General features: G+C 68.4%; 17 protein-coding genes. 6 read left to right on the plus strand and 11 right to left on the minus strand.

Annotation, left to right across the window (positions count from 1 at the left end; all coding sequences use genetic code 11):
* Positions 1 to 63 precede the first annotated feature (63 nt).
* From IPG05_15105 to IPG05_15115, 3 genes are read left to right on the plus strand one after another with little or no spacing between them, the layout of a single operon-like run.
* Complete coding sequence (locus tag IPG05_15105; protein MBK6496403.1) at positions 64 to 582, plus strand: DUF2939 domain-containing protein; 519 nt, start codon at positions 64 to 66, stop codon at positions 580 to 582.
* Positions 579 to 1,538: a hypothetical protein gene (locus tag IPG05_15110; protein ID MBK6496404.1), complete on the plus strand. Its 960-nt coding sequence runs from the start codon at positions 579 to 581 to the stop codon at positions 1,536 to 1,538. Before IPG05_15105 ends, IPG05_15110 begins: the two co-directional genes overlap by 4 nt.
* 1 nt (position 1,539) lies before the next feature.
* Positions 1,540 to 2,475 (plus strand): EamA family transporter, encoded by a 936-nt coding sequence (locus IPG05_15115; protein MBK6496405.1) that lies wholly within the window; start codon positions 1,540 to 1,542, stop codon positions 2,473 to 2,475.
* A gap of 175 nt (positions 2,476 to 2,650) precedes the next feature.
* On the opposite strand, the gene IPG05_15120 is transcribed toward IPG05_15115, so the two are convergent.
* Positions 2,651 to 3,451: a GNAT family N-acetyltransferase gene (locus IPG05_15120; protein ID MBK6496406.1), complete on the minus strand. Its 801-nt coding sequence runs from the start codon at positions 3,449 to 3,451 to the stop codon at positions 2,651 to 2,653.
* 78 nt (positions 3,452 to 3,529) lie between these two features.
* Positions 3,530 to 4,735: a class I SAM-dependent RNA methyltransferase gene (locus IPG05_15125; protein MBK6496407.1), complete on the minus strand. Its 1,206-nt coding sequence runs from the start codon at positions 4,733 to 4,735 to the stop codon at positions 3,530 to 3,532.
* Between the two features lie 71 nt (positions 4,736 to 4,806).
* Between IPG05_15125 and IPG05_15130 the strand changes: the two genes are divergently transcribed.
* Positions 4,807 to 5,838, plus strand: coding sequence for a deoxyhypusine synthase family protein (locus IPG05_15130; GenBank protein MBK6496408.1), 1,032 nt, complete (start codon positions 4,807 to 4,809; stop codon positions 5,836 to 5,838).
* Positions 5,839 to 5,927: 89 nt separating this feature from the next.
* On the opposite strand, the gene IPG05_15135 is transcribed toward IPG05_15130, so the two are convergent.
* Positions 5,928 to 7,691: a serine/threonine protein kinase gene (locus IPG05_15135; GenBank protein MBK6496409.1), complete on the minus strand. Its 1,764-nt coding sequence runs from the start codon at positions 7,689 to 7,691 to the stop codon at positions 5,928 to 5,930.
* A 68-nt stretch (positions 7,692 to 7,759) separates the two neighbouring features.
* Positions 7,760 to 9,655: a serine/threonine protein kinase gene (locus IPG05_15140; protein MBK6496410.1), complete on the minus strand. Its 1,896-nt coding sequence runs from the start codon at positions 9,653 to 9,655 to the stop codon at positions 7,760 to 7,762.
* A gap of 166 nt (positions 9,656 to 9,821) precedes the next feature.
* Between IPG05_15140 and IPG05_15145 the strand changes: the two genes are divergently transcribed.
* Positions 9,822 to 11,228 carry an Ig-like domain-containing protein gene (locus IPG05_15145; protein MBK6496411.1) on the plus strand — a complete coding sequence of 469 codons (1,407 nt, stop codon included), beginning with the start codon at positions 9,822 to 9,824 and terminating at the stop codon, positions 11,226 to 11,228.
* Between the two features lie 153 nt (positions 11,229 to 11,381).
* Here IPG05_15145 and IPG05_15150 read toward each other — a convergent pair whose 3' ends face one another.
* The 7 genes from IPG05_15150 to IPG05_15180 all read right to left on the minus strand — a co-directional run bounded on the left by IPG05_15150 (position 11,382) and on the right by IPG05_15180 (position 16,625).
* Positions 11,382 to 11,924: a hypothetical protein gene (locus IPG05_15150; protein ID MBK6496412.1), complete on the minus strand. Its 543-nt coding sequence runs from the start codon at positions 11,922 to 11,924 to the stop codon at positions 11,382 to 11,384.
* A 125-nt stretch (positions 11,925 to 12,049) separates the two neighbouring features.
* Positions 12,050 to 12,460 (minus strand): MliC family protein, encoded by a 411-nt coding sequence (locus IPG05_15155; protein ID MBK6496413.1) that lies wholly within the window; start codon positions 12,458 to 12,460, stop codon positions 12,050 to 12,052.
* 24 nt (positions 12,461 to 12,484) lie between these two features.
* Positions 12,485 to 13,336, minus strand: coding sequence for an endonuclease/exonuclease/phosphatase family protein (locus IPG05_15160; GenBank protein ID MBK6496414.1), 852 nt, complete (start codon positions 13,334 to 13,336; stop codon positions 12,485 to 12,487).
* Between the two features lie 411 nt (positions 13,337 to 13,747).
* Positions 13,748 to 14,254, minus strand: a complete 507-nt coding sequence (locus IPG05_15165) for a transposase (GenBank protein MBK6496415.1) — start codon at positions 14,252 to 14,254, stop codon at positions 13,748 to 13,750.
* A gap of 78 nt (positions 14,255 to 14,332) precedes the next feature.
* The gene (locus IPG05_15170) at positions 14,333 to 14,857 is read right to left on the minus strand and encodes a hypothetical protein (GenBank protein MBK6496416.1); all 525 of its coding nucleotides are present in this window, start codon (positions 14,855 to 14,857) and stop codon (positions 14,333 to 14,335) included.
* 137 nt (positions 14,858 to 14,994) lie between these two features.
* Positions 14,995 to 16,080 carry an alkene reductase gene (locus IPG05_15175; GenBank protein MBK6496417.1) on the minus strand — a complete coding sequence of 362 codons (1,086 nt, stop codon included), beginning with the start codon at positions 16,078 to 16,080 and terminating at the stop codon, positions 14,995 to 14,997.
* Positions 16,081 to 16,172: 92 nt separating this feature from the next.
* The gene (locus IPG05_15180; protein MBK6496418.1) at positions 16,173 to 16,625 is read right to left on the minus strand and encodes a MarR family transcriptional regulator; all 453 of its coding nucleotides are present in this window, start codon (positions 16,623 to 16,625) and stop codon (positions 16,173 to 16,175) included.
* Between the two features lie 181 nt (positions 16,626 to 16,806).
* Here IPG05_15180 and IPG05_15185 point away from each other — a divergent pair, with 181 nt between their 5' ends.
* Positions 16,807 to 18,249 carry a multicopper oxidase domain-containing protein gene (locus IPG05_15185; protein MBK6496419.1) on the plus strand — a complete coding sequence of 481 codons (1,443 nt, stop codon included), beginning with the start codon at positions 16,807 to 16,809 and terminating at the stop codon, positions 18,247 to 18,249.
* The last annotated feature ends 83 nt before the right edge of the window (positions 18,250 to 18,332 follow it).

Raw genomic sequence — 18,332 nt, forward strand, 5'->3', positions numbered from 1 at the left:
GACAACGCAACCGCCGCTCGCCGTTCGCCGTTCGCGGTTCGCCGGCTCCCCCTAGATTCCACCATGGCCCGCTTCCTCCGCTGGACCCTCCTGATCGTCCTCGTCCTGACCGGCGTCTGGTACTATCTCGCCCCGCGCCGAGCCTACGACCGCTTCCTGCAGGCCGTCGCCTTCGGCAACGAGGCCGAACTCGAGGCCACCGTCGACTTCCCGCTGCTCCGGATGAACCTGCGGGAGGATCTGCGGAAGGGGATCGAGGCCCGCGCACGGTCCGGCCTCGGTGCCACCGTGGCGACCGCCATGCTCGGCGGCCTGGTCGACGCGGCAGTGACGCCGGAGGGGCTGTCGCAGATCGTGACCCAGTTCGGGACGCGCCTCCCAGGTCCGGACGCCGCCGACTCCCTCACCGGCACCGCCGTCACCTCCTACCGCTACCGTGCGCCGTCACAGGTCGATGTCGTCCTTTATCCGGCAGGGAAGACTGCCGACGATGGTGGTGTCCTGACCTTTACGCGCAGCGGCCTGACGTGGAAGCTCACCCGCGCCTGGAGCCCTCGCCAGACCAACGGAAGAGGGCGATGACACGATCTGCCACGATCCTGCTCGGGCTCGCGCTACTGCTCGACACGTCGACACCGCTCCACGCCCAGATCAGCGGACGCCCACGCGTCGCCTCGCCGACCGTCCGCCTCCTCCCCGATCCGCGTCCGGCGCCGCATCCGGCGCAGCGGGCGCAGGGCGCGCAGGTCTTCCAACGGTCCCGCGCCAACGCCCGGCGGCCGGTCGCCTCGCAATTCGATTCGCTCGGCATCATGCCGATGGCCAATGTGGGCGACTCCGTCACGCTCTACTACTTCGACAACGGCGCCACGCTCGGTCGCGTGCGCAGTGCCAAGGTGACCGCCCGCCGTCGCTTCGATCCGCCGCTCTCGTGGCGCGCAGCCTGTGACGAAGTGGCGCATCCGGGATGGCTCTACGACCTCGATGCGCCACCGACCTCGGCCTTCGCCGTGGTGCTCCCGGGGGTGTTCGGCACCCCCGTGCGCCGCGATCCGCCACCACTGGCCCGAAGCGGCGCCAAGTACTCGTTCCTCGCGACCGCCGATTCCGCATGGCAACGCTACCTCGCGGCGACCAAGCCGAAGACTGAACGCGCCGCTGCCTTCCTCTGGTACAGCTTCCACACCGACTCGCTCGACTCGGGGCACGGCACCCGCACCCTGATTGGCGTGCGCGGCCCCGGCGGTCGCAATCTCGCGGTCTTCACCTACTGGCTGCGCGACGACTACAACGACGGCACCGCCAACACCACCGGCACCTGGCTGGTGGATGGTTGGGGCTTTCCGGTGGCGAAGATGTCGGGCAATGTCGACATCTATGGCACCGTCGACAGTGACCGCGATGGCATCGACGAAGTCGTCACCTCCGCCGGCACGATTCGCTGGGACGGCACCCGCTGGCTGATGCCGACGGTCTACAGCGACGAGCCGTGCCTGGCGCGCCGCGTCATGTCGCCACCCACGGGGACCCGACCGTAGCGTGACGCGGACCGACGTCGCCGCCACGCCGGGCCGCGTCCTCGCCGCCTTCGTCACGCTCTATCTCGTCTGGGGTTCCACCTACCTCGGCATCCGCATCGCCGTCGAGACGCTGCCGCCCTTCCTCCTCGCCGGTGCACGATTCGTCGTCGCCGGCGCGGTCATTCTGGCCATTGCGCGCCATCGCGGCACCGTGTTTCCGAAGGGCCGCGAGTGGCTCGGCGCCGCTGGCGTCGGCCTCTGCCTCGTCACGCTCAGCAATGCGCTGATCGTCTGGGTGGAACAGCGCGTTCCCTCGGGCGTCGTCGCGCTCTTCGCCGCCGGCTCGCCACTGCTGATCTCGCTCCTCACCTGGCAGCGCACCGGGACGCCGCTCGGCACCCGTCGCCTGATCGGCCTCGCCCTCGGCACCGTCGGGCTCGTGCTGCTCGGCAGCGAGACCTTCGCCGCGATCCCCGACCCGCTCCGCCTCGGGATGATCGCGCTCGCGATGATCGCCTGGGCCATCGGCGCGACGTACGGACGCGACTGGCCACAGACGCGCAATCTGTTGATGGGCAGCGGCGCGCAGATGTTTGCGGGAGGATGGATCGCGATCGTGGCGGGCGTGCTGCTCGGCGAGGCGAATCACTTCGACGCCAACGCCGTGTCGTGGCAGAGCCTCGCCGCCTGGGGCTACCTGACCGTCTTCGGCTCGATGCTCGCCTACACCGTCTTCCAGTGGCTCATGGAACACGTCGACGCCACGGCGGTGTCGTCCTACACCTACGTCAATCCGATCGTGGCCCTCGCGCTCGGCGCCCTCGTGGCGGATGAGCACATCACGCCGCGCATCGTCCTCGCGACCATGCTGTTGGTGCCGGCCGTGGTGTTGGTGGTGGTGAAGCCGCGAACAGCGAACGGCGAACTGGGAACGGAGACGCCGCAGGAGCCGTAGCCGCCCGGACGGTTGTCATCCTGAGCGAAGTCCGCAAAGCGGACGCAGTCGAAGGACCTCTCTCCGTGCGCCGGGAAAGAGGTCCTTCGACTGCGCACCCCTGCGGGGTGCTTCGCTCAGGATGACAATACCCCCTCACCCCTTACCGCCGTTCGCAGTTCGCCGTTCGCCCTTGCTACTCCTTCCCCCACTTGATCCTGTTGTACGCCACCCGAAATCCCTGCCGCTCGGCGTTCCGCTGGGAGGTGCTCCCCGGTTCCGCCGCCATCATCGCGAGGTCGCAGCCGGCACGCGCCGCATGGTGCAACCTCGCCCCCAACAACGCAGCCTGCGCCCCGCGCCCTCGCCACGCGGGAATGGTCGCGGCACCCGCGAGCAGCGCCGTTCCGTGATGGAGATTCATCGCGGCGGCCGCGATCGGCTCGCCATCCCACTCGGCCAGGAAGGCCACGCACCCCGCGGCCGTCGCGGCGACACGGCCGAATGCCAACATGAACGCCGCCAGCTCCGGCGTCTCCCCCCACCCCGCCGCCGAGGTGGCAGCCCACCGATCGACCTCATCCGCAGCGATGGCGCGAACTCGCAGTGAGGGCGGCAGTGCCGCAGGCGGCGCGTCGACCACGGGCTGGCACAGCACCGTCGAGAGTTCGATCGGTCGATAGCCGCGCGCGGCAAGTGGTGCCAGGGCCGCGTTCCCCGCCAGTACTGACATCTCGTGCTGCGACGCGGCACCCCGCGCATCGAAGAACTGCTCCAGCGCCGCGAGATGCGCGTCGGTCACCTCGCCGAAGACGCCCAACCCGAAGCTCTGCGTGAGAGGCGATCCGACCCCGTCGAACATCGCGTAGGTACCTTCGAAGTCCTGCCAGGCCGCACCAACCTCGGGCATCAATCGCGCACGCGCCTCGACGAAGGCGGCGTTAGAGCGGGCCTCGGTGCGTTCGAGGCGTTGGGCAAGGGTAAGGTCGGAAGTCATAGGTCTCTTCAGCCGCGCATGTCAATGCGCGGCGAGGGGTGGTGAGTAGTCGTCCAGCATTCGACCATCGATCATCGATCATCCACCATCACGGCCTGGCGGCCGCCGCGCATTGACATGCGCGGTTGAAGACGTCGTCATCACATGCACCGGCAGCCCGCCGTTCGTCGTCCGCAGCACTTCCCGAAGCGGAAAGCCGAGTTGTCCCTCGAGCATCCGGTCGGCGCTGATCATCGCCAGATGCCACTGCGGCCGCCGCTGGGTGACCAGATGGCCGAGCGAGGCGTAGAGATCGCGGAGCGCCGTGCGCTCGCCGATGCGCGTCCCGTACGGTGGATTGGTGACGATCCATCCGGTGCCATCGTCGTGCGGCAAGCGCGACAGCGTGCCGCGCACGAACTCGACGTCGCCCGCGACACCCGCCCGCTCGGCGTTCTCCATCGAGGCAGTGATCGCCCCGGCATCACGGTCGGTGCCGACGAGGGGGACCGTCACGCGTGGCAGCTCCTGCGCCGCAGCGCGCGCCCGCGCCGCCGGCCACGTCGCCTCGGCGATCCCCGGCCAGGCCTCCGCCGCAAATCGGCGGGCGCGCCCAGGCGCCATCCGCCGTGCCATCAACGCCGCCTCGATGATGATCGTTCCCGAGCCGCACATCGGATCGAGCAGCGGCTCGGTCGGCGTCCATCCGGAGGCAAGCAGCAGCGTGGCCGCCAGCGTCTCGCGCATCGGAGCCTTGGCGACTGCCTGCCGCCACCCGCGACGATGGAGCAACCCGCCCGCGGCATCGGCCGAGAGCGTCACCACGTCGCGATGCACCCGCACCACGATCCGCAGCACCGGCGGCACCTTCGTCACGTCGTCCTCAAGCGCCTCGGCCGTGGACGGCGCACGGACCGTGGTCAGTCCTGACACCGCCGCGAAGAGACTCCGCTCCAGGCGCTCCGCGATGCCGTCCTCATGGTAGAGCTTCGATTTCTTCGAGGTGACCCGGAAGTGGACCGCCGTGCCCGGTGGAATCACCGAGGCCCAGTCGACGCCCTTCCCGTGCCGCTCCAGCTCGGCAAACGACTTGGCCGTGAAGCTGGCGAGCCGCACCGTCACCCGGACCGCCGTCCGGAGCCAGAGCAGCGCGTCGGCCAACTGGGCCGCCGTGGCCTCGAACGGCACGCCGCCAGGCTCCCCCTCGCCCGGCTCGATACCGAGCGCGCGCAGTTCCGCCGCCGCGAGCAGCTCGGCGCCTGGCGCCGTGACGGCCCAGCAGGGAAGGATGGCAGGAAGCGGCATGGGGAGAAGGTAACGTGACGGGGGATGGAGATGGGGGTATTTTTGAGATTGGCAGGGATGATCGATCATCGATGATCGATCATCGATCATCCTGCTCCGATCTGTCCCTACACCAGGATCCGCCCGTGTCCGCACCCGTCTCCGCCTTCCTCCGCCACCACTATCGCCACTTCAACGCGGCCGCGCTGATCGATGCGTCCACCGCGTACACGGCGCACCTGGACGGCGGCGGCATCATGATGATCACGATGGCCGGGGCGATGAGCACCGCGGAGCTCGGCCTCTCGCTCGCCGAGATGATCCGGCAGGGGAAGGTGCAGGCGATCACCTGCACCGGCGCGAATCTCGAGGAGGACATCTTCAACCTCGTCGCGCACGACTTCTACGAGCGGGTGCCGCACTACCGCGACCTCACCCCGGCCGACGAAGAGGCCCTGCTCGCCCGGCACATGAACCGCGTCACCGACACCTGCATCCCCGAGATGGAGGCGATGCGTCGGCTCGAGACCGCGGTGCTCGAGGAGTGGGTCGCCGCCGACCAGGCCGGCGAGCGCTACTTCCCGCATGAGTTCTTCTACCGGGTGCTGCGGAGTGGCAAGCTCGAGAAGTACTATCAGATCGATCCGAAGAATTCGTGGATGCTCGCCGCGTGCGAGAAGAACCTGCCGATCTTCGTCCCCGGCTGGGAAGACTCCACCCTCGGCAACATGTTCACCGGCCACGTGATCTCGGGCGACGTCAAGAACGTCCACACCGTGCGCACCGGCATCGAGTACATGATGCGCCTCGCCGAGTGGTACATGGCGAACAGCCACGTCCCCGGCGGCATCGGCTTCTTCCAGATCGGTGGCGGCATCGCCGGTGACTTCCCCATCTGCGTCGTCCCGATGCTGCACCAGGACCTGCAGCGCGAGGACATCCCGGTCTGGGGCTACTTCTGCCAGATCTCCGACAGCACCACCAGCTACGGCTCCTACTCCGGCGCCGTCCCCAACGAGAAGATCACCTGGGGCAAGCTGCGCGCCGACACGCCGAAGTTCATCATCGAGAGCGACGCGAGCATCGTGGCGCCGTTGATGTTTGCGTTGGTGCTGGGCTGGTAACAACGGATGATCGATGATCGATGAGCGTCCATCGATTGGCCAGGGCGATCATGGATGACGTGCCTCGACCATCGATCATCGACCATCGATCATCGATCATCCTGCAGTTCGCTTGCCGCGTCGACCCTGTACCCCACCTCCCGCAACTTCTCGAAATCCGCCGTCATCCCGTCGGCGGCGATCTGCCCGGCGCGCAGCTTCATCAGGTCGAGCCGCAGCGTCTCGAGCCCCATGACGGCGTCGACGCTGTGCGGATCGGCGCGATCAAGCGCGCGCGCTGCCAGGCGGTCAATCAGATCGGGAACCTCGGCGAGCAGCTTCTGCTCGCCCGGCGGCAGCGCCGCGTAGAGCCCGTGGATCGCGCCGCCGAGCGCGATCGCGGTCGGCTCGCCCGAGGTTGGCGCCTGCCGGACCTTGCCGAGGCCGAGCGTGGCGACCGACCAGAGCCGCTTGCCGACCTTGCTGCCGAGCAGCCGCCCCCACCACGACCCCTTCACGCCGTGGAGCTGCACCAGGCGTCGCACCGTGACCACTGGTGCGACCAACGCGACCAGCATGAAGGCGATCCCGAAGAGGCTCTCGGCCTTCACGGTACCGACGATGCCGAGGAAGGTGGCCATCACGCCGAGTCCGTTCACGGCGACCGGCCGGTCCCAGAGGCCGCCGAGGCGTCCCGACGGTGCGCGGGTCGTCCCTTCGTCCTCGGCCTCGAGCTGGCGCACGGCGCGGAGCACGGCCTCGCGCGAGTAGCCCCACCCGGCAATGCCGCGGATGGAGGCGACCTGCATCCCCAGCATCAGCACCGTCAGCCCGGCACCGAGCGCGGCGACCATCAGAAAGAGGAAGCTCTCGAGGCCGAGAAAGTTGTGCTCGACCACCATGTCGATCAGCGCGGCGGCGATGCCGGCGCTCAACGTCCCGCCGAGCACGGCGCTGAACTGATTGCCCTGGACCAGCATCTCGCGCGCGAAGCGTTGCAGCGGCACGGGGAGCTGCGGCTCGAGCGCCCGCGCTCCCTGCAGCGCCGCCGCGAACTCCTCCACCGTGGGCCACCGTGCGCCGGGATCGCGGGCGAGCGCGCGATCGATCACCGAGGCCGGGGCGGCGGCGAGCGCGGGCACCAGCGAACGAATCGACGGGGCGTCACTGCCTGCCTGCTGTGCCAGCAACGCCCGCCCCTCGGCCCCTTCGAACGGCCGGCGACCGGCGAGCGCCATGAACGCCGTGACGCCGAGCGCATAGACGTCGGCGCGGGCATCCGGTGGCGCACCGACCGCTTGCTCGGGACTCATGTAGTGCATCGTCCCGACCGCGGTGCCGACCGGCGTGTCTCCCTCGCCGACGGCGGCGATGCCGAAGTCCGTCACGACGGCGCGGTCGTTCCCCTCTTCGAGGAGAATGTTGTCCGGCTTGATGTCGCGATGGATCACGCCGCGGGCATGCGCGTGCGCAATCGCCCAACTGACCTCCTGCATCACCCGCAACGCCACCGCCATCGGCAGCGCGCCGCGCGCGCGGAGTCGCTCGCCCAACGTCTCGCCGCGCACGTAGGTCATCACGAAGAAGACCAGCGCCTCGTGCGATTCGACGGCATGGATCGGGACGATGTGCGGATGGGAGAGCTGGGCGGCGGTGCGCGCCTCGCGGAGGAAGCGCTCCCGGAGGGAGGCGTTCGCCGCCAGGGCCGGGGGGAGCAGCTTGATGGCGACGAGCCGGTCGAGGGCGACCTCTCGCGCCAGGAAGACGATCCCCATCCCGCCACGCCCCAGCTCCCGATCGAGCGAATAGCGCCCGGCGACCTGCGCCTGGAGCGCCAGAAACTCGGGGGAGGGGGCGTTTTCAGATTGAAACATGAGGAACGTACGGCGGGATGGACAGGGTGGTTTCGATCATCGATGATCGATCATCGATGATCGATGGCTCACGGCTGGGGAGGCCGGTACTTGGGGCGGTAGTTGCTGTCAGGGATGGCCATCCCTTCGCGCGGACCGCCGGGTCCGCTCGGCCGACGCCCGCCGGTGGTGTCGAACGTCGCCCGGCCGGTCCGATTGAAGTCCATCTGCCACGTCCCACCCACCGGCACACGCTTGAAGTCCTCGATCATCCGGGACGCGCGGAAGATCGTCTCGCGGAACGGTTCGATCGTCGTCGGCTTGTAGACGTCCTGACTCGAGACGAAGTTGACGTTGAAGGCCGACCCCGGCGCCAGGTTGCGCACGGTGATCCGCAGGTCGACCGAATCGCTGCCGCTCGGTGCCAGTTGCACCAGCACCATGCCGTCGGCCCCATCGAAGGCGACGTTGCGGACGTTGCGCTCGGTGCCCTGCTCCGGCACCACGATCTCCCAGCCGGTCCCTCCGCGTACGCGCCGCGCCAGCTCCTGCGTCACCTGCGCATTGAGCGCCGCGAGCTCCGGTGTCGTGGGCGCGCGCGGCGCGGTCACCAGGACGAGGCGACGCGTCTTGGTGGCCGGGGCCGCCGTCACTCCGCTCGCACCGCTCCCGCCGACCACCTCGGTGACTCCGGGCGCGGTGGGCGGCGTCGATATCCGCATACGGCTCAGCTCCCCGAGGCGGGCTCGCACGATCGAGTCGACGGAGGCGATCTGCACGTCGAGCGGCAACGTGACCATCGTCGTCTCGACGACGGTACGCCGAGGCGTCGTGCCCCGCATCATCTCCAGCTCGCTCATCATCTGCTGCGCGATCTTGAGCGAGTCCGCGCGCGTGAGCGGCTTGCCGGTCAGCGGTGCCCCCTCCAACGAGTCGCGCCCCCCTGCCACCACGACGGTGTTCGGCGCCGCGGGCGTCGCGGGTGGCGGGGTGTTCTTGATCTGCGCCCAGTACACCGCCGCGCTCAGTACCGTCAGCAGCGCCACGGCCGCGACCCCAAGCGGAATCCGGCTCTTCGGCACCACGACGGCTGTGCGCTCGCCCGAGGTCTCGCGATGCGCGTCGGCGGCCATCATCCCGGCGATGCGATCGAGTTCGCGGAGCACCGTCTGCGCATCGGCCGGCCGCTCGCTCGGATTCTTCGCGAGGCAGTGCGCAATCAGCACCGAGAGCGCTTCCGGCACCTCGGCGCGCAGCGCGTGCAGCGACTCCGGTGTGCGCGTGAGCTGCGCCGTCATCGTCGCCGTGGGGGAAGGCGCGGAGAAGGGGCTCGCACCGATCAGCAGTTCATAGGCAAGCAGCCCGACCGCGTAGATGTCGACGCGATGATCGGCGGCCGGGTCGGCGGCGAGTTGTTCGGGCGCCATGTACGCGGGCGTCCCGATCGCCATCCCCGACGTGGTGTGCCCCGCGATCCCGGTCGGCAACGCGGCGAAGAGCGCCTTCGCCACGCCGAAGTCGGTGACCACGGCATGCTGCCCGTCGGAGAGGATGTTGGCCGGCTTGATGTCGCGATGGACCACGCCGCGGGCATGCGCGTACGCCAGCGCCTCGACGACGTCGTGCAGCATGACGATGGTATCGCGCACCGGCAGCGGGCCCTGCTGCTCGAGCCGATGCCGGAGCGACTCGCCGCTGATGAAGGGCATCGTGAACCAGAGCAGCTCGCCCGCCTCGCCGGCGTGGAGCAGCGGCACGATGTAGGGATGGGAGAGCCGAGCGGCCAGCTGCACCTCGCGCCGGAACCGCTCGCGATTGACGCCGGCCGCCAACTCGGGCGGCAGGACCTTGATCACGACCTCACGCCCCAGCGCCTGCTCGCGCGCCACGAACACCCGGCTCATCCCGCCGCCGGTGAGTTCGCGCTCGATCAGGTAGGCCTCGCCAAGGGCGGCCTTGAGGTCGTTGAGCAGGGCGTCGGTCACGTCATTCCTGGTGCGTTGGTCGGTCGGGGGAAGCCCCCCAGAGTTCGTCTGCTGAATATACGGCTTCGACGGGCCGAAGGATGAGACCACCGGTCCTCCCCATGGGAGGCCAAGGCCACGATAGATTTCACCCCAGTCACTTTCTGCCCGATGCCCGAGGCACCTGATGCGACGCACCACCTCCGCCCCGAAGACGCCCCTCCCTGCCCCTCGCCGGGCCCGATCGCTCGGCGCGATCGCCCTGCTCCTGGCCGCGTGCAGCAGCTCGCCGACCGGCAACACGGGCGTCGAGGTGGTCGTCATCACCCCGTCGACGCTCTCGGTTGGGGTGGGGGGGATCGACTCGCTGACCGCGATCGCGATCGGCACCGGGGGCACCGCCGTCACGACGCCGATCACCTGGCGCTCACTGGCGCCGACCATCGCCACCGTCAGCGGATCGGGCACGGTCACCGGCGTCATCCCCGGCAGCGCGATGGTGGTCGCCTCGGCGGGTGGCAAGGCGGACACGGTCGAGGTGCAGGTCTACGGCGCGCTGCAGGCGATCACCGTCAGCATCGACCGCCCCGTCATCAAGTCGAGTGACACCACGCGTGTCCGCGCCACCGGGCGGGACCTCGGCGGCCGCATCGTGCCGATCACCCCGGAATGGTCGGTCTCCGATCCGACCGTCGCCATCGTCGCGCCCAACGGCCTCGTGCTCGGGCTCCGCTACAACGCCAACACGCCGATCTTCGCGAGCGTGAATGGCATCACCGGCTTCGCGACCGTCGCCGTGATTCCGTCCGAGGTGAAGAGCGTCGCCATCCGCCCCGACACCGCGACGATCTCGCTGGGGACCACCTTCCTGTTGCGACCGACCGTGATTGACGAATTCGACGTCGAGGTCACGGATCGGACCGTGGTGTGGACCTCGACCAACACCGACGTGATCACCGTCACCAGCGCGGGCCAGCTGCTCGCCGTCTCGCCGGGCAGCGCCACGGTCAGCGCCACCACCGGCGGCAAGACCGGGTCGGCCAGCTTCACGGTGCTCAGCATCCCGCAGAACGTCTATCAGCTCGAGGTCACCAACCAGCTGATGGCGTCGGTGCGGCTCTTCGTGAACGACTCGCTCGTGGTGACGATGCAGGAGAACTCGTCGACCGCGCTGCAGCTGGAAAAGGTGGCGAGCGCCCGCGTGCGCTGGGTCATCATCCGCGCCAAGGCCGGCACGGCCGGCGAGCCGCTGTCGGAAACACTCGCGACCCTGACCAATCCCGATGGGATCGTGAGCCTGACGATCGACAACGTGATCAACGGCACGACGTATTTCACGCCGTTCGTCAGGTCGCTGGCGACGGACAAGTTCAATGTGGACATGACGCTGAAGGATGCGGCGGGACCCTGCGGCTGTCCGGTCTCGGCCGCGGAACCGGACCGCCGCTTCGGCTATTGGCGGTATGGCCCGGGCGCGACGATGCTGTTGATCAACGCGACCAACCCGTCGCTGACCATTCCGGTGTTGGTCCCGCTCGACGCGATCGAGGCGGGCACCGGCATCTGGCGCACCACGATCCTCGTCGGCCCCTGAGCGCGGCTACTCCTTGTAGCCGACCGCGCGGGCAAGGACGTTCGCGACGATGAACGTCACGAGGAAGAAGCCGACCAAGGCATAGATGTAGACGAGTTCAGGCAACGGCATGGGACGCACGGGACGACTCCGGGAATATGGCCGGGGGAAAAACTAACCGAATTCGTGCAGACGGCGCTGGTCGATCAGCGCCCAGCAGCAGATCGCCACGTGGGACTCGTACCCCGCAATCAGCCGGCGGATCGTCGCCGGCTTCATCCGCCGGAAGACCACGCCCGCCGCCCGCGCCACGCCGGCATCACCGGTGGGCCAGATCTCGGGATGCCCGAAGCCGAAGATCGCCACCATCTGGGCGCTCCACGGCCCCAACCCCTTGATGGTAGTGATTTCCGCGATCAGGGCATTGGCGTCGAGGCCCTGCCAGGCCGACCGCGGGTCGCCCCGCTCCGCCACGTATCGCCCCCATGCCGCGAGGGTCTTCCGCTTCCCGCGCGACAGCCCGTGCACCGGCGGATCGTCGGGCGGCGTCGCCATCGCCCACTCCACCACCCCCTCGGCCGTCCCGAACGCCACCAGCAGTCGTTCCATGATCGTGCGTGCCGCTGCCGCCGAGACCAACTGGGCGACCACGGTCCGGACCACCAGGTCGGTCAGCGGCCGTTCGTCGGGGACGATCCGCTCCAGGGGGTGCGCCAACTCCACCAGCCGAGCCAGTCGGGGGTGTCGCGCGCTCAGTTCCCGCGCCGCGACCTTGTGCGGGTCGCGGGCGGGTCGAGTGATCCCGCCGAGGCGGGTCGGATCAGGAGACCGGGCCGTAGCGGTTACTCGCCGCCGGCCGGCTTCTCGGCCGGCGGGGCGGGCGGCTCGGTGGCCGTCGGCGCGGTGGTGCAGGTCAGCGTCGTCCCGCCCCGCTCCAGCGTCACCTCGTTCCCCTTGTTCCAGAAGGTCGCGGTGGAGTCAGCGTACCGGGCCCCCGACGCCGACGTGACCTGACGGAGACGGATCCGCTCGTCGCCGATCGCCAGCGACACCACACCGGTGCCACTCGAATCGGTGGCGAAGAGCGCGAAGATCTCCGTCTTCGCCTTGTCGGTGCAGTTGAAGACGGCGGCGGACGCGCCCGGCGGCGGCGCCATCATCGCCTGCTTGCCGCTATCGGGATTGGCCGCATCGGAGGCGGCCTTCGGTGCACAGGCGGCGACGAGGAGCAGGGCGATCGGGGCACAGCGCATGGAGCACTCCGGAATAGTGGCGAATCAGGGGGTACGCGGCCGGTGCAGCACGGCCCAGACGGCGAAATGATCGGAGGGCCAGAGCGGCCCGAAGCGACGACGGTCGATCCCCGCATCACTGACGCGCCAGGCGGGATCGGCCAGGATGAAGTCGATCTTGCCGCCGGTCGAGTCGCCGCGAAAGCTGTTGAAGGTCCCGACGACACGCGCGTCGGGGTGGGCGGCGCGGAAAGTGTCGCGGAGCGGCGTGCGCGTCGAGGCGACCATCGCCTGCGCCGCCGGATTCGTCTCGTCGGCGTTGAAGTCGCCGAACACGAGGATGCCGTCCCCGGGCGCACCATCCTGGGCAATCCGCTGCAACAGCAGCGCCGCGCTCTTCTCGCGCGACGGTTGCGATTGATGATCCCAGTGATTGTTGTAGACGCGGAGGGTGTCGCCGGTGGCGCGATCGACCAGTCGCGCCCAGGTGCTGATGCGGGTGATCCCGTTGCCCCAGTGTTTGGAGCCAGGCACCGTGGGCGTGTCGGAGAACCAGAAGGTGCCGCTGGTCACCACGCGGAAGCGGAGCGTGTCGACCCAGATGGCGGCGTATTCGCCGGCGGTCTTGCCGTCGTCGCGCCCGACGCCGATCTCCTGATAGCGATGGAGCCGCTGCTCGAGTTCGTCGAGTTGGAAGCGGAGCGCCTCCTGAAAGCCGATCAGGTGCGGCGCATGGTCGCGGATCAGGGTGACCACATGCCCGCGCCGATTCGGCCAGGCGTGATCGCCATCCGCGGCGGTGCCATAGCGGATATTGAAGGAGAGGGCCCGGACCGGCGCCTGCGCCGGCAGGGGCGCCGCAGCCAGCAGGAGGAGCGCGGGGGCGAGGAATCGCATCGGGGAATGATAATGCGCGCGGACGCCGCCGCCCGCCCCCCGGCCCCATCCGGGATCATCGCGGCGCATTGGGGGGCGCGGATGTAGGGGCGCGGCCTGCCGCGCCCGTCCTCCCGTCCGCACCAATCCCCGCGACGTGACGCGTGACGCCGTCGTTGACATGCCGACATCCCGATGATGGTGGGACGGGCGCGGCAGGCCGCGCCCCTACACACGACCTTCCACCCGCACCTCCCGACATCCACCGATGGTGGGACGGGCGCGGCAGGCCGCGCCCCTACACATGACCTTCCACCCGCACCTCCCGACATCCACCGATGGTGGGACGGGCGCGGCAGGCCGCGCCCCTACACACGACCTTCCACCCGCACCTCCCGACATCCACCGATGGTGGGATCGCGCCCATGGTCATCATGCCCGATGACGCTCGGCAATCCACCGCGACGGATTGGCCACGATATACCTGCGGACCGCATCGATCGCCTCCCGATCCATCAGGATGCGTTCGTAATAGTTCCTCTGCCAAACCTGCATCCGTGGGTGAATCTCTGCCCTGACGATCCTGGTGCACGATGCCTTATATGACCCGATGATCGCCGCGAGGGACCCGGCGGAGTAGCCCAACCCACGGCCGTCTGCTGGTGGACCAGAGCTCGTAAGCACCACGATGCCATGAATGTGACTCGGCATCACCACGAATTCATCCAGCCGCACTGCGGGGTGGTGCCCCGGAATCGCATGCCACCGCTCGCTAACGATCTCCCCCATCCGCGTCAGGACCATTTTTCCCGAGCGGACGCGCGCCAAGGTGTGGCAGCTCCCCCAGGTATTGATCGTCACGAAGTACCAGCCGGCCCGACGGTAATTCCAGCCGGGCATGCGGATGGTGCGGCGATCAGGTCGTCCGTGGTCGGCCATCCCGCATGATCGACCGCGCCGTGTGGAGCCGCGTACCGCACCGACGCGGCGGTTGGTCGATTCAACGCCGCGGCAACGTCACGCCGTTCGCCGATCCGTCCAGAGGGCGATCAGGCAGCCGATCATGCCGAGAATCGCCAGTCCCGCGCCGGGAACTGCAATCCACTCGTAAGCGTCTTTGGCGGCACCCGTGCCGCCGAGTCCGGGTGCGGCCAGGGCAGTCACCAGCCAGAAAGTCGGATAGATCAGGGCACCGCCGCCGATGGCGAGCGCACTCAGTTGCGCAATGCCACCGCGTCCGGTGGTGACCAGCAGGATCCCGATCGCTCCGAGTGCCGCCGATCCGATGGCGCCACCGTGCATGTGCGCGCGCAGCATGTACGTCCATGACTTGTCGACGACCGCATCGAGCTTCGTGACGTCGCCGCCATACGTCGTGGCGAGGACCGCCTCACCCGAGGCCTTGAGGTGCGCGAGGATCGCCGGCTCGAGCAGTCCGAATGCGCCGCCGAGGAGGAAGCCGAGCAGCACGCCGGTGAAGGCAAGTGTGAGGCCGATCATCATGGGCGTGGGAATGGTGCGTGCAGAGAACGAGGTAGACATGGCGGCACTCCGGAACATCGAGGAGAATGCATGCAGTGCCGAAGTGTATGTCGCGGCCGAGCGATTGATAGGCGACACAAGAAAGTCGAATGCAGAGCAAACCACTCCGCATTCGACTCACGTGCACGCGCGGTGACTCAGGCGATGGCGCCGGCGTGCAGCGACGGGTAATCGATGTAGCCCTTCTCACCGCCCTGATAGAAGGTCGGCACATCCGGAAGATTGAGTTCTGCGCCGCTCGCAAGACGGAGCGGCAAGTCCGGATTGGCCAGGAACGGCACGCCGAAGGCGATCGCGTCGGCGAGATGCTCGGCCAGCACCTCCTCGCCCGACTCCGCATTCAGGCCGGCGTTGGCGACGATCGCCCCGTGGAAGGCGGCGCGGAGGAGGTGCTGCATGCGCGCGCGATCCTCAGGCGAACCGCCGCCGTAGTTGATGTGCAGGTACGCCAGCGCCTGTGTGTCGAGGAGCGCTGCCACATCGGGAAAGGTGGTGAACGGCGCGTCGTCGTGCATGGCGTTGTAGGAGTTGAACGGCGACAGTCGCACGCCAACACGGCCCGGTCCCCACACGGCCACCGTCGCCTCGATCACGTCCAACAACAGGCGCGCGCGATTCGCGACGCTGCCGCCCCACTGGTCGGTGCGCTGGTTGCTCCCGCTGCGCAGGAACTGGTCGAGCAGATAGCCGTTCGCGGCGTGCAACTCGATGCCGTCGAAGCCGGCCTCGCGCGCGTTCGTGGCCGCGACGCGAAACTGCGTGACGATCGCCATGATCTCGCCGGCGGTGAGTTCCCTCGGCGTCTCGAACGGCACCAGGCCGAGCGGCGTCCACGTCTCGCCGGCCGGACGAATGGCGGAGGGCGCCACCGGCGTCGCGCCACCAAGCAACGACGGATGGGAGATCCGTCCGCCATGCGCGATCTGCAGCACGATGCGTCCGCCCTCCGCGTGCACGGCGTCGGTGATCTGCTTCCATCCCGCCACCTGCTCCGCCGTCTCGATGCCGGGCGTGTTGGCGTAGGAGATGGCGGTCGCGGCGATCTGCGCCATTTCGGTGACGATCAACCCGGCCGACGCGCGCTGCGTGTAGTAGGTGGTCATCATCGGCGAGGGACGGCCATCGGCCTCGGCCCGGTTCCGCGTCATCGGAGCCATGACGAGGCGGTTGGCAATTGGAATCGCGCCGAGCGCGGTGGCGGTAAAGAGCATCGGATCAGCCATTGTAGAGTTCCTCGGTAAATAATTGCGAAAAACGAAATACGTTTACAACACATATTATCGCGCAACGTTACCCGGCCAGCCCGTTCCAGAGGCTAAGGGAGCATCCGGTTCAACGCGCCAATCAGCCCCTGGATCTCGTCGGGGCCAACCTGGCTCGCGACCCGGGCATTCACCGCCGCGACGTGCGGATCGAGGGCCGACAACACCGCCAGCCCCTCCGGGGAGATCTTGGCGATGGAATGCCGCCGGTTCTCGGTCCCCCAGGTGCGGATCACCAACCCCTGCTTCACCAGCCGGTCCATCATCCGCGTCACGTCGGGCGCCTTGGTGATCATCCGCCCCGCCACCTCGCAGCGCGGCAACCCGTCGTCCTTCGCGCCCCGCAGGATCCGCAGCACGTTGTACTGCTCGAGCGTGATCCCCTTCGCCTGACAGAGCTCGGCGAACTCCCGATTCACCTCGGCCGCCACCATCAGAATGCCGACCACGGCCTCATCGGCGGGGTTGGCGAACTTCGACTGGTTGAGCCTGGAGCGGATCGACATGGGGGAACAATACGTGTTGGCAACACATAATGCAAGGGGTTGGGACGAGTAACCTGTAACCTGTGACCTGTGACCAGAGGGAGGCCCCCTGGTGACCGGTCACCGGTTTACTGGTCACCCCTTCACCGTTCACCGTTCACCATTAAGATTCCCTTCCCCCGCACCTGCACCTGGTCCCGCCATGCGCCGTCGTGATTTCCTTGCCACCGCCGCCACCGCCGCCGCCTTTGTACGTGGCCGCCATCTCGCCGCCCTCGGCCGTGCGGAGCGGGCCCCGTTGGTGATGCCCCCGGTCTACCGCCCCGATGGCAAGCGGCTGATCGGGAGCCAGGTCCGAGCCGACATTGCGCCCGGTGTGCAGGCGAACGCGTGGGTCGTGGGTGACGGCTCGCGACAGGCGGCCAGCGCGACGATTCGGGTGCGACGTGGCGACCTCGCGCAGATCGCGTTTCAGAACAAGCTCCCGCAGCAGTCGATCCTCCACTGGCACGGGCTCGCCGTCCCCGAGGCCGCCGATGGTGCCCCTCGACTCGCCATCGAGACCGGTGCGTCGTACCGCTACGAGTTCCCGATCCTGAATCGCGCGGGCACGTATTGGTACCACGCGCATCCGCACCACCATACCGGCGAACAGATCTATCGCGGCATGGCCGGGCTCTTCCTCATCGGCGACGCCGAGGAGGACGCCCTCGGCCTGCCGAGCGGGGCGCGGGAGATTCCGCTGCTGCTGCAGGAACGACGGTTCGATGCGAACAACGAGTTCGCCTACACTCCCGTGATGCACGAGCGGATGGAGGGCTTCTTCGGCTCGACGATGTTCGGCAACGGCATCATGGAGCCGACGCACAACGTCGACAGCGCGCTCTATCGACTCCGCGTCGTGAACGGCACGGGTTCCCGCATCACCCGCCTCGGCCTCTCCACCGGCGCCGCGATGACGCTGATCGGCAACGACGGTGGCCTGCTCCCCGCCCCGCAGAAGCTGTTCTGGCTCGACCTCGGCACCGGCGAACGCGCCGATCTGCTGGTCGACTTCAGCGGACTCGCCGTGGGGACGCGCGTGATGCTGAAGTCGTTGCCGTTCACGCCGATGGGGGAGATGGGGATGGGGATGGGGCGGATGGGGGCCGGCGGCAAGGGACAAGGCGCGGACCTCGACCTCCTGGAATTCGTGGTCACCAAGGCGGTGACCGAGCGACCCTGGGTGCCGAAGCCGTTCCCCACGATTGCGCCGCTGGTGCGCACCGCCGAGACGAAGGTGCGCGAGTTCCGCTTCGACAGCCGGATGATGCAACACACCATCAACGGCAAGCCGTGGGAGATGGACCGGATCGACGAGGTCGTCCCGTTCGGCAGCACCGAAGTGTGGCGCTTCGTGAATACCGCACAGTTTCCGCACCCGGTGCACATGCACGAGGTCCAGTTCCAGATCCTCTCACGCAGCGGCGGCCGCGCGCGACTCTTTCCGTGGGAAACCGGCTGGAAGGACACGGTCCTCGTGGAGCCGGGCGAAACCGTGGAAGTCATCACGCAGTTCACCCAGCATCGTGGCCGCTACCTGCTCCACTGCCACAACGTGGTGCATGAGGATGGCGGGATGATGATGAACTTCGAGATCAAGTAGAGATCGAGAAGCGAGAAGCGAGAAGCGTGGCCCAGTGGAGAGATCTTCCCGCCGAGCCACGCTTCTCGCTTCTCGCTTCTCGC

The sequence above is a fragment of the Gemmatimonadota bacterium genome (assembly GCA_016704275.1).
GTDB lineage: Bacteria > Gemmatimonadota > Gemmatimonadetes > Gemmatimonadales > GWC2-71-9 > Palsa-1233.

What these genes read in the sequence shown, in the direction of transcription:
- IPG05_15125 (MBK6496407.1), bottom strand. Translation starts at nt 4,735, where the DNA reads ATGCCGCTTCCTGCCATCCTTCCCTGCTGGGCCGTCACGGCGCCAGGC.
- IPG05_15120 (MBK6496406.1), bottom strand. Translation starts at nt 3,451, where the DNA reads ATGACTTCCGACCTTACCCTTGCCCAACGCCTCGAACGCACCGAGGCC.
- IPG05_15165 (MBK6496415.1), bottom strand. Translation starts at nt 14,254, where the DNA reads ATGGCCGACCACGGACGACCTGATCGCCGCACCATCCGCATGCCCGGC.
- IPG05_15130 (MBK6496408.1), top strand. Translation starts at nt 4,807, where the DNA reads ATGATCGATCATCGATCATCCTGCTCCGATCTGTCCCTACACCAGGAT.
- IPG05_15145 (MBK6496411.1), top strand. Translation starts at nt 9,822, where the DNA reads ATGCGACGCACCACCTCCGCCCCGAAGACGCCCCTCCCTGCCCCTCGC.
- IPG05_15155 (MBK6496413.1), bottom strand. Translation starts at nt 12,460, where the DNA reads ATGCGCTGTGCCCCGATCGCCCTGCTCCTCGTCGCCGCCTGTGCACCG.
- IPG05_15175 (MBK6496417.1), bottom strand. Translation starts at nt 16,080, where the DNA reads ATGGCTGATCCGATGCTCTTTACCGCCACCGCGCTCGGCGCGATTCCA.
- IPG05_15110 (MBK6496404.1), top strand. Translation starts at nt 579, where the DNA reads ATGACACGATCTGCCACGATCCTGCTCGGGCTCGCGCTACTGCTCGAC.
- IPG05_15185 (MBK6496419.1), top strand. Translation starts at nt 16,807, where the DNA reads ATGCGCCGTCGTGATTTCCTTGCCACCGCCGCCACCGCCGCCGCCTTT.
- IPG05_15180 (MBK6496418.1), bottom strand. Translation starts at nt 16,625, where the DNA reads ATGTCGATCCGCTCCAGGCTCAACCAGTCGAAGTTCGCCAACCCCGCC.
- IPG05_15105 (MBK6496403.1), top strand. Translation starts at nt 64, where the DNA reads ATGGCCCGCTTCCTCCGCTGGACCCTCCTGATCGTCCTCGTCCTGACC.
- IPG05_15170 (MBK6496416.1), bottom strand. Translation starts at nt 14,857, where the DNA reads ATGTCTACCTCGTTCTCTGCACGCACCATTCCCACGCCCATGATGATC.
- IPG05_15160 (MBK6496414.1), bottom strand. Translation starts at nt 13,336, where the DNA reads ATGCGATTCCTCGCCCCCGCGCTCCTCCTGCTGGCTGCGGCGCCCCTG.
- IPG05_15135 (MBK6496409.1), bottom strand. Translation starts at nt 7,691, where the DNA reads ATGTTTCAATCTGAAAACGCCCCCTCCCCCGAGTTTCTGGCGCTCCAG.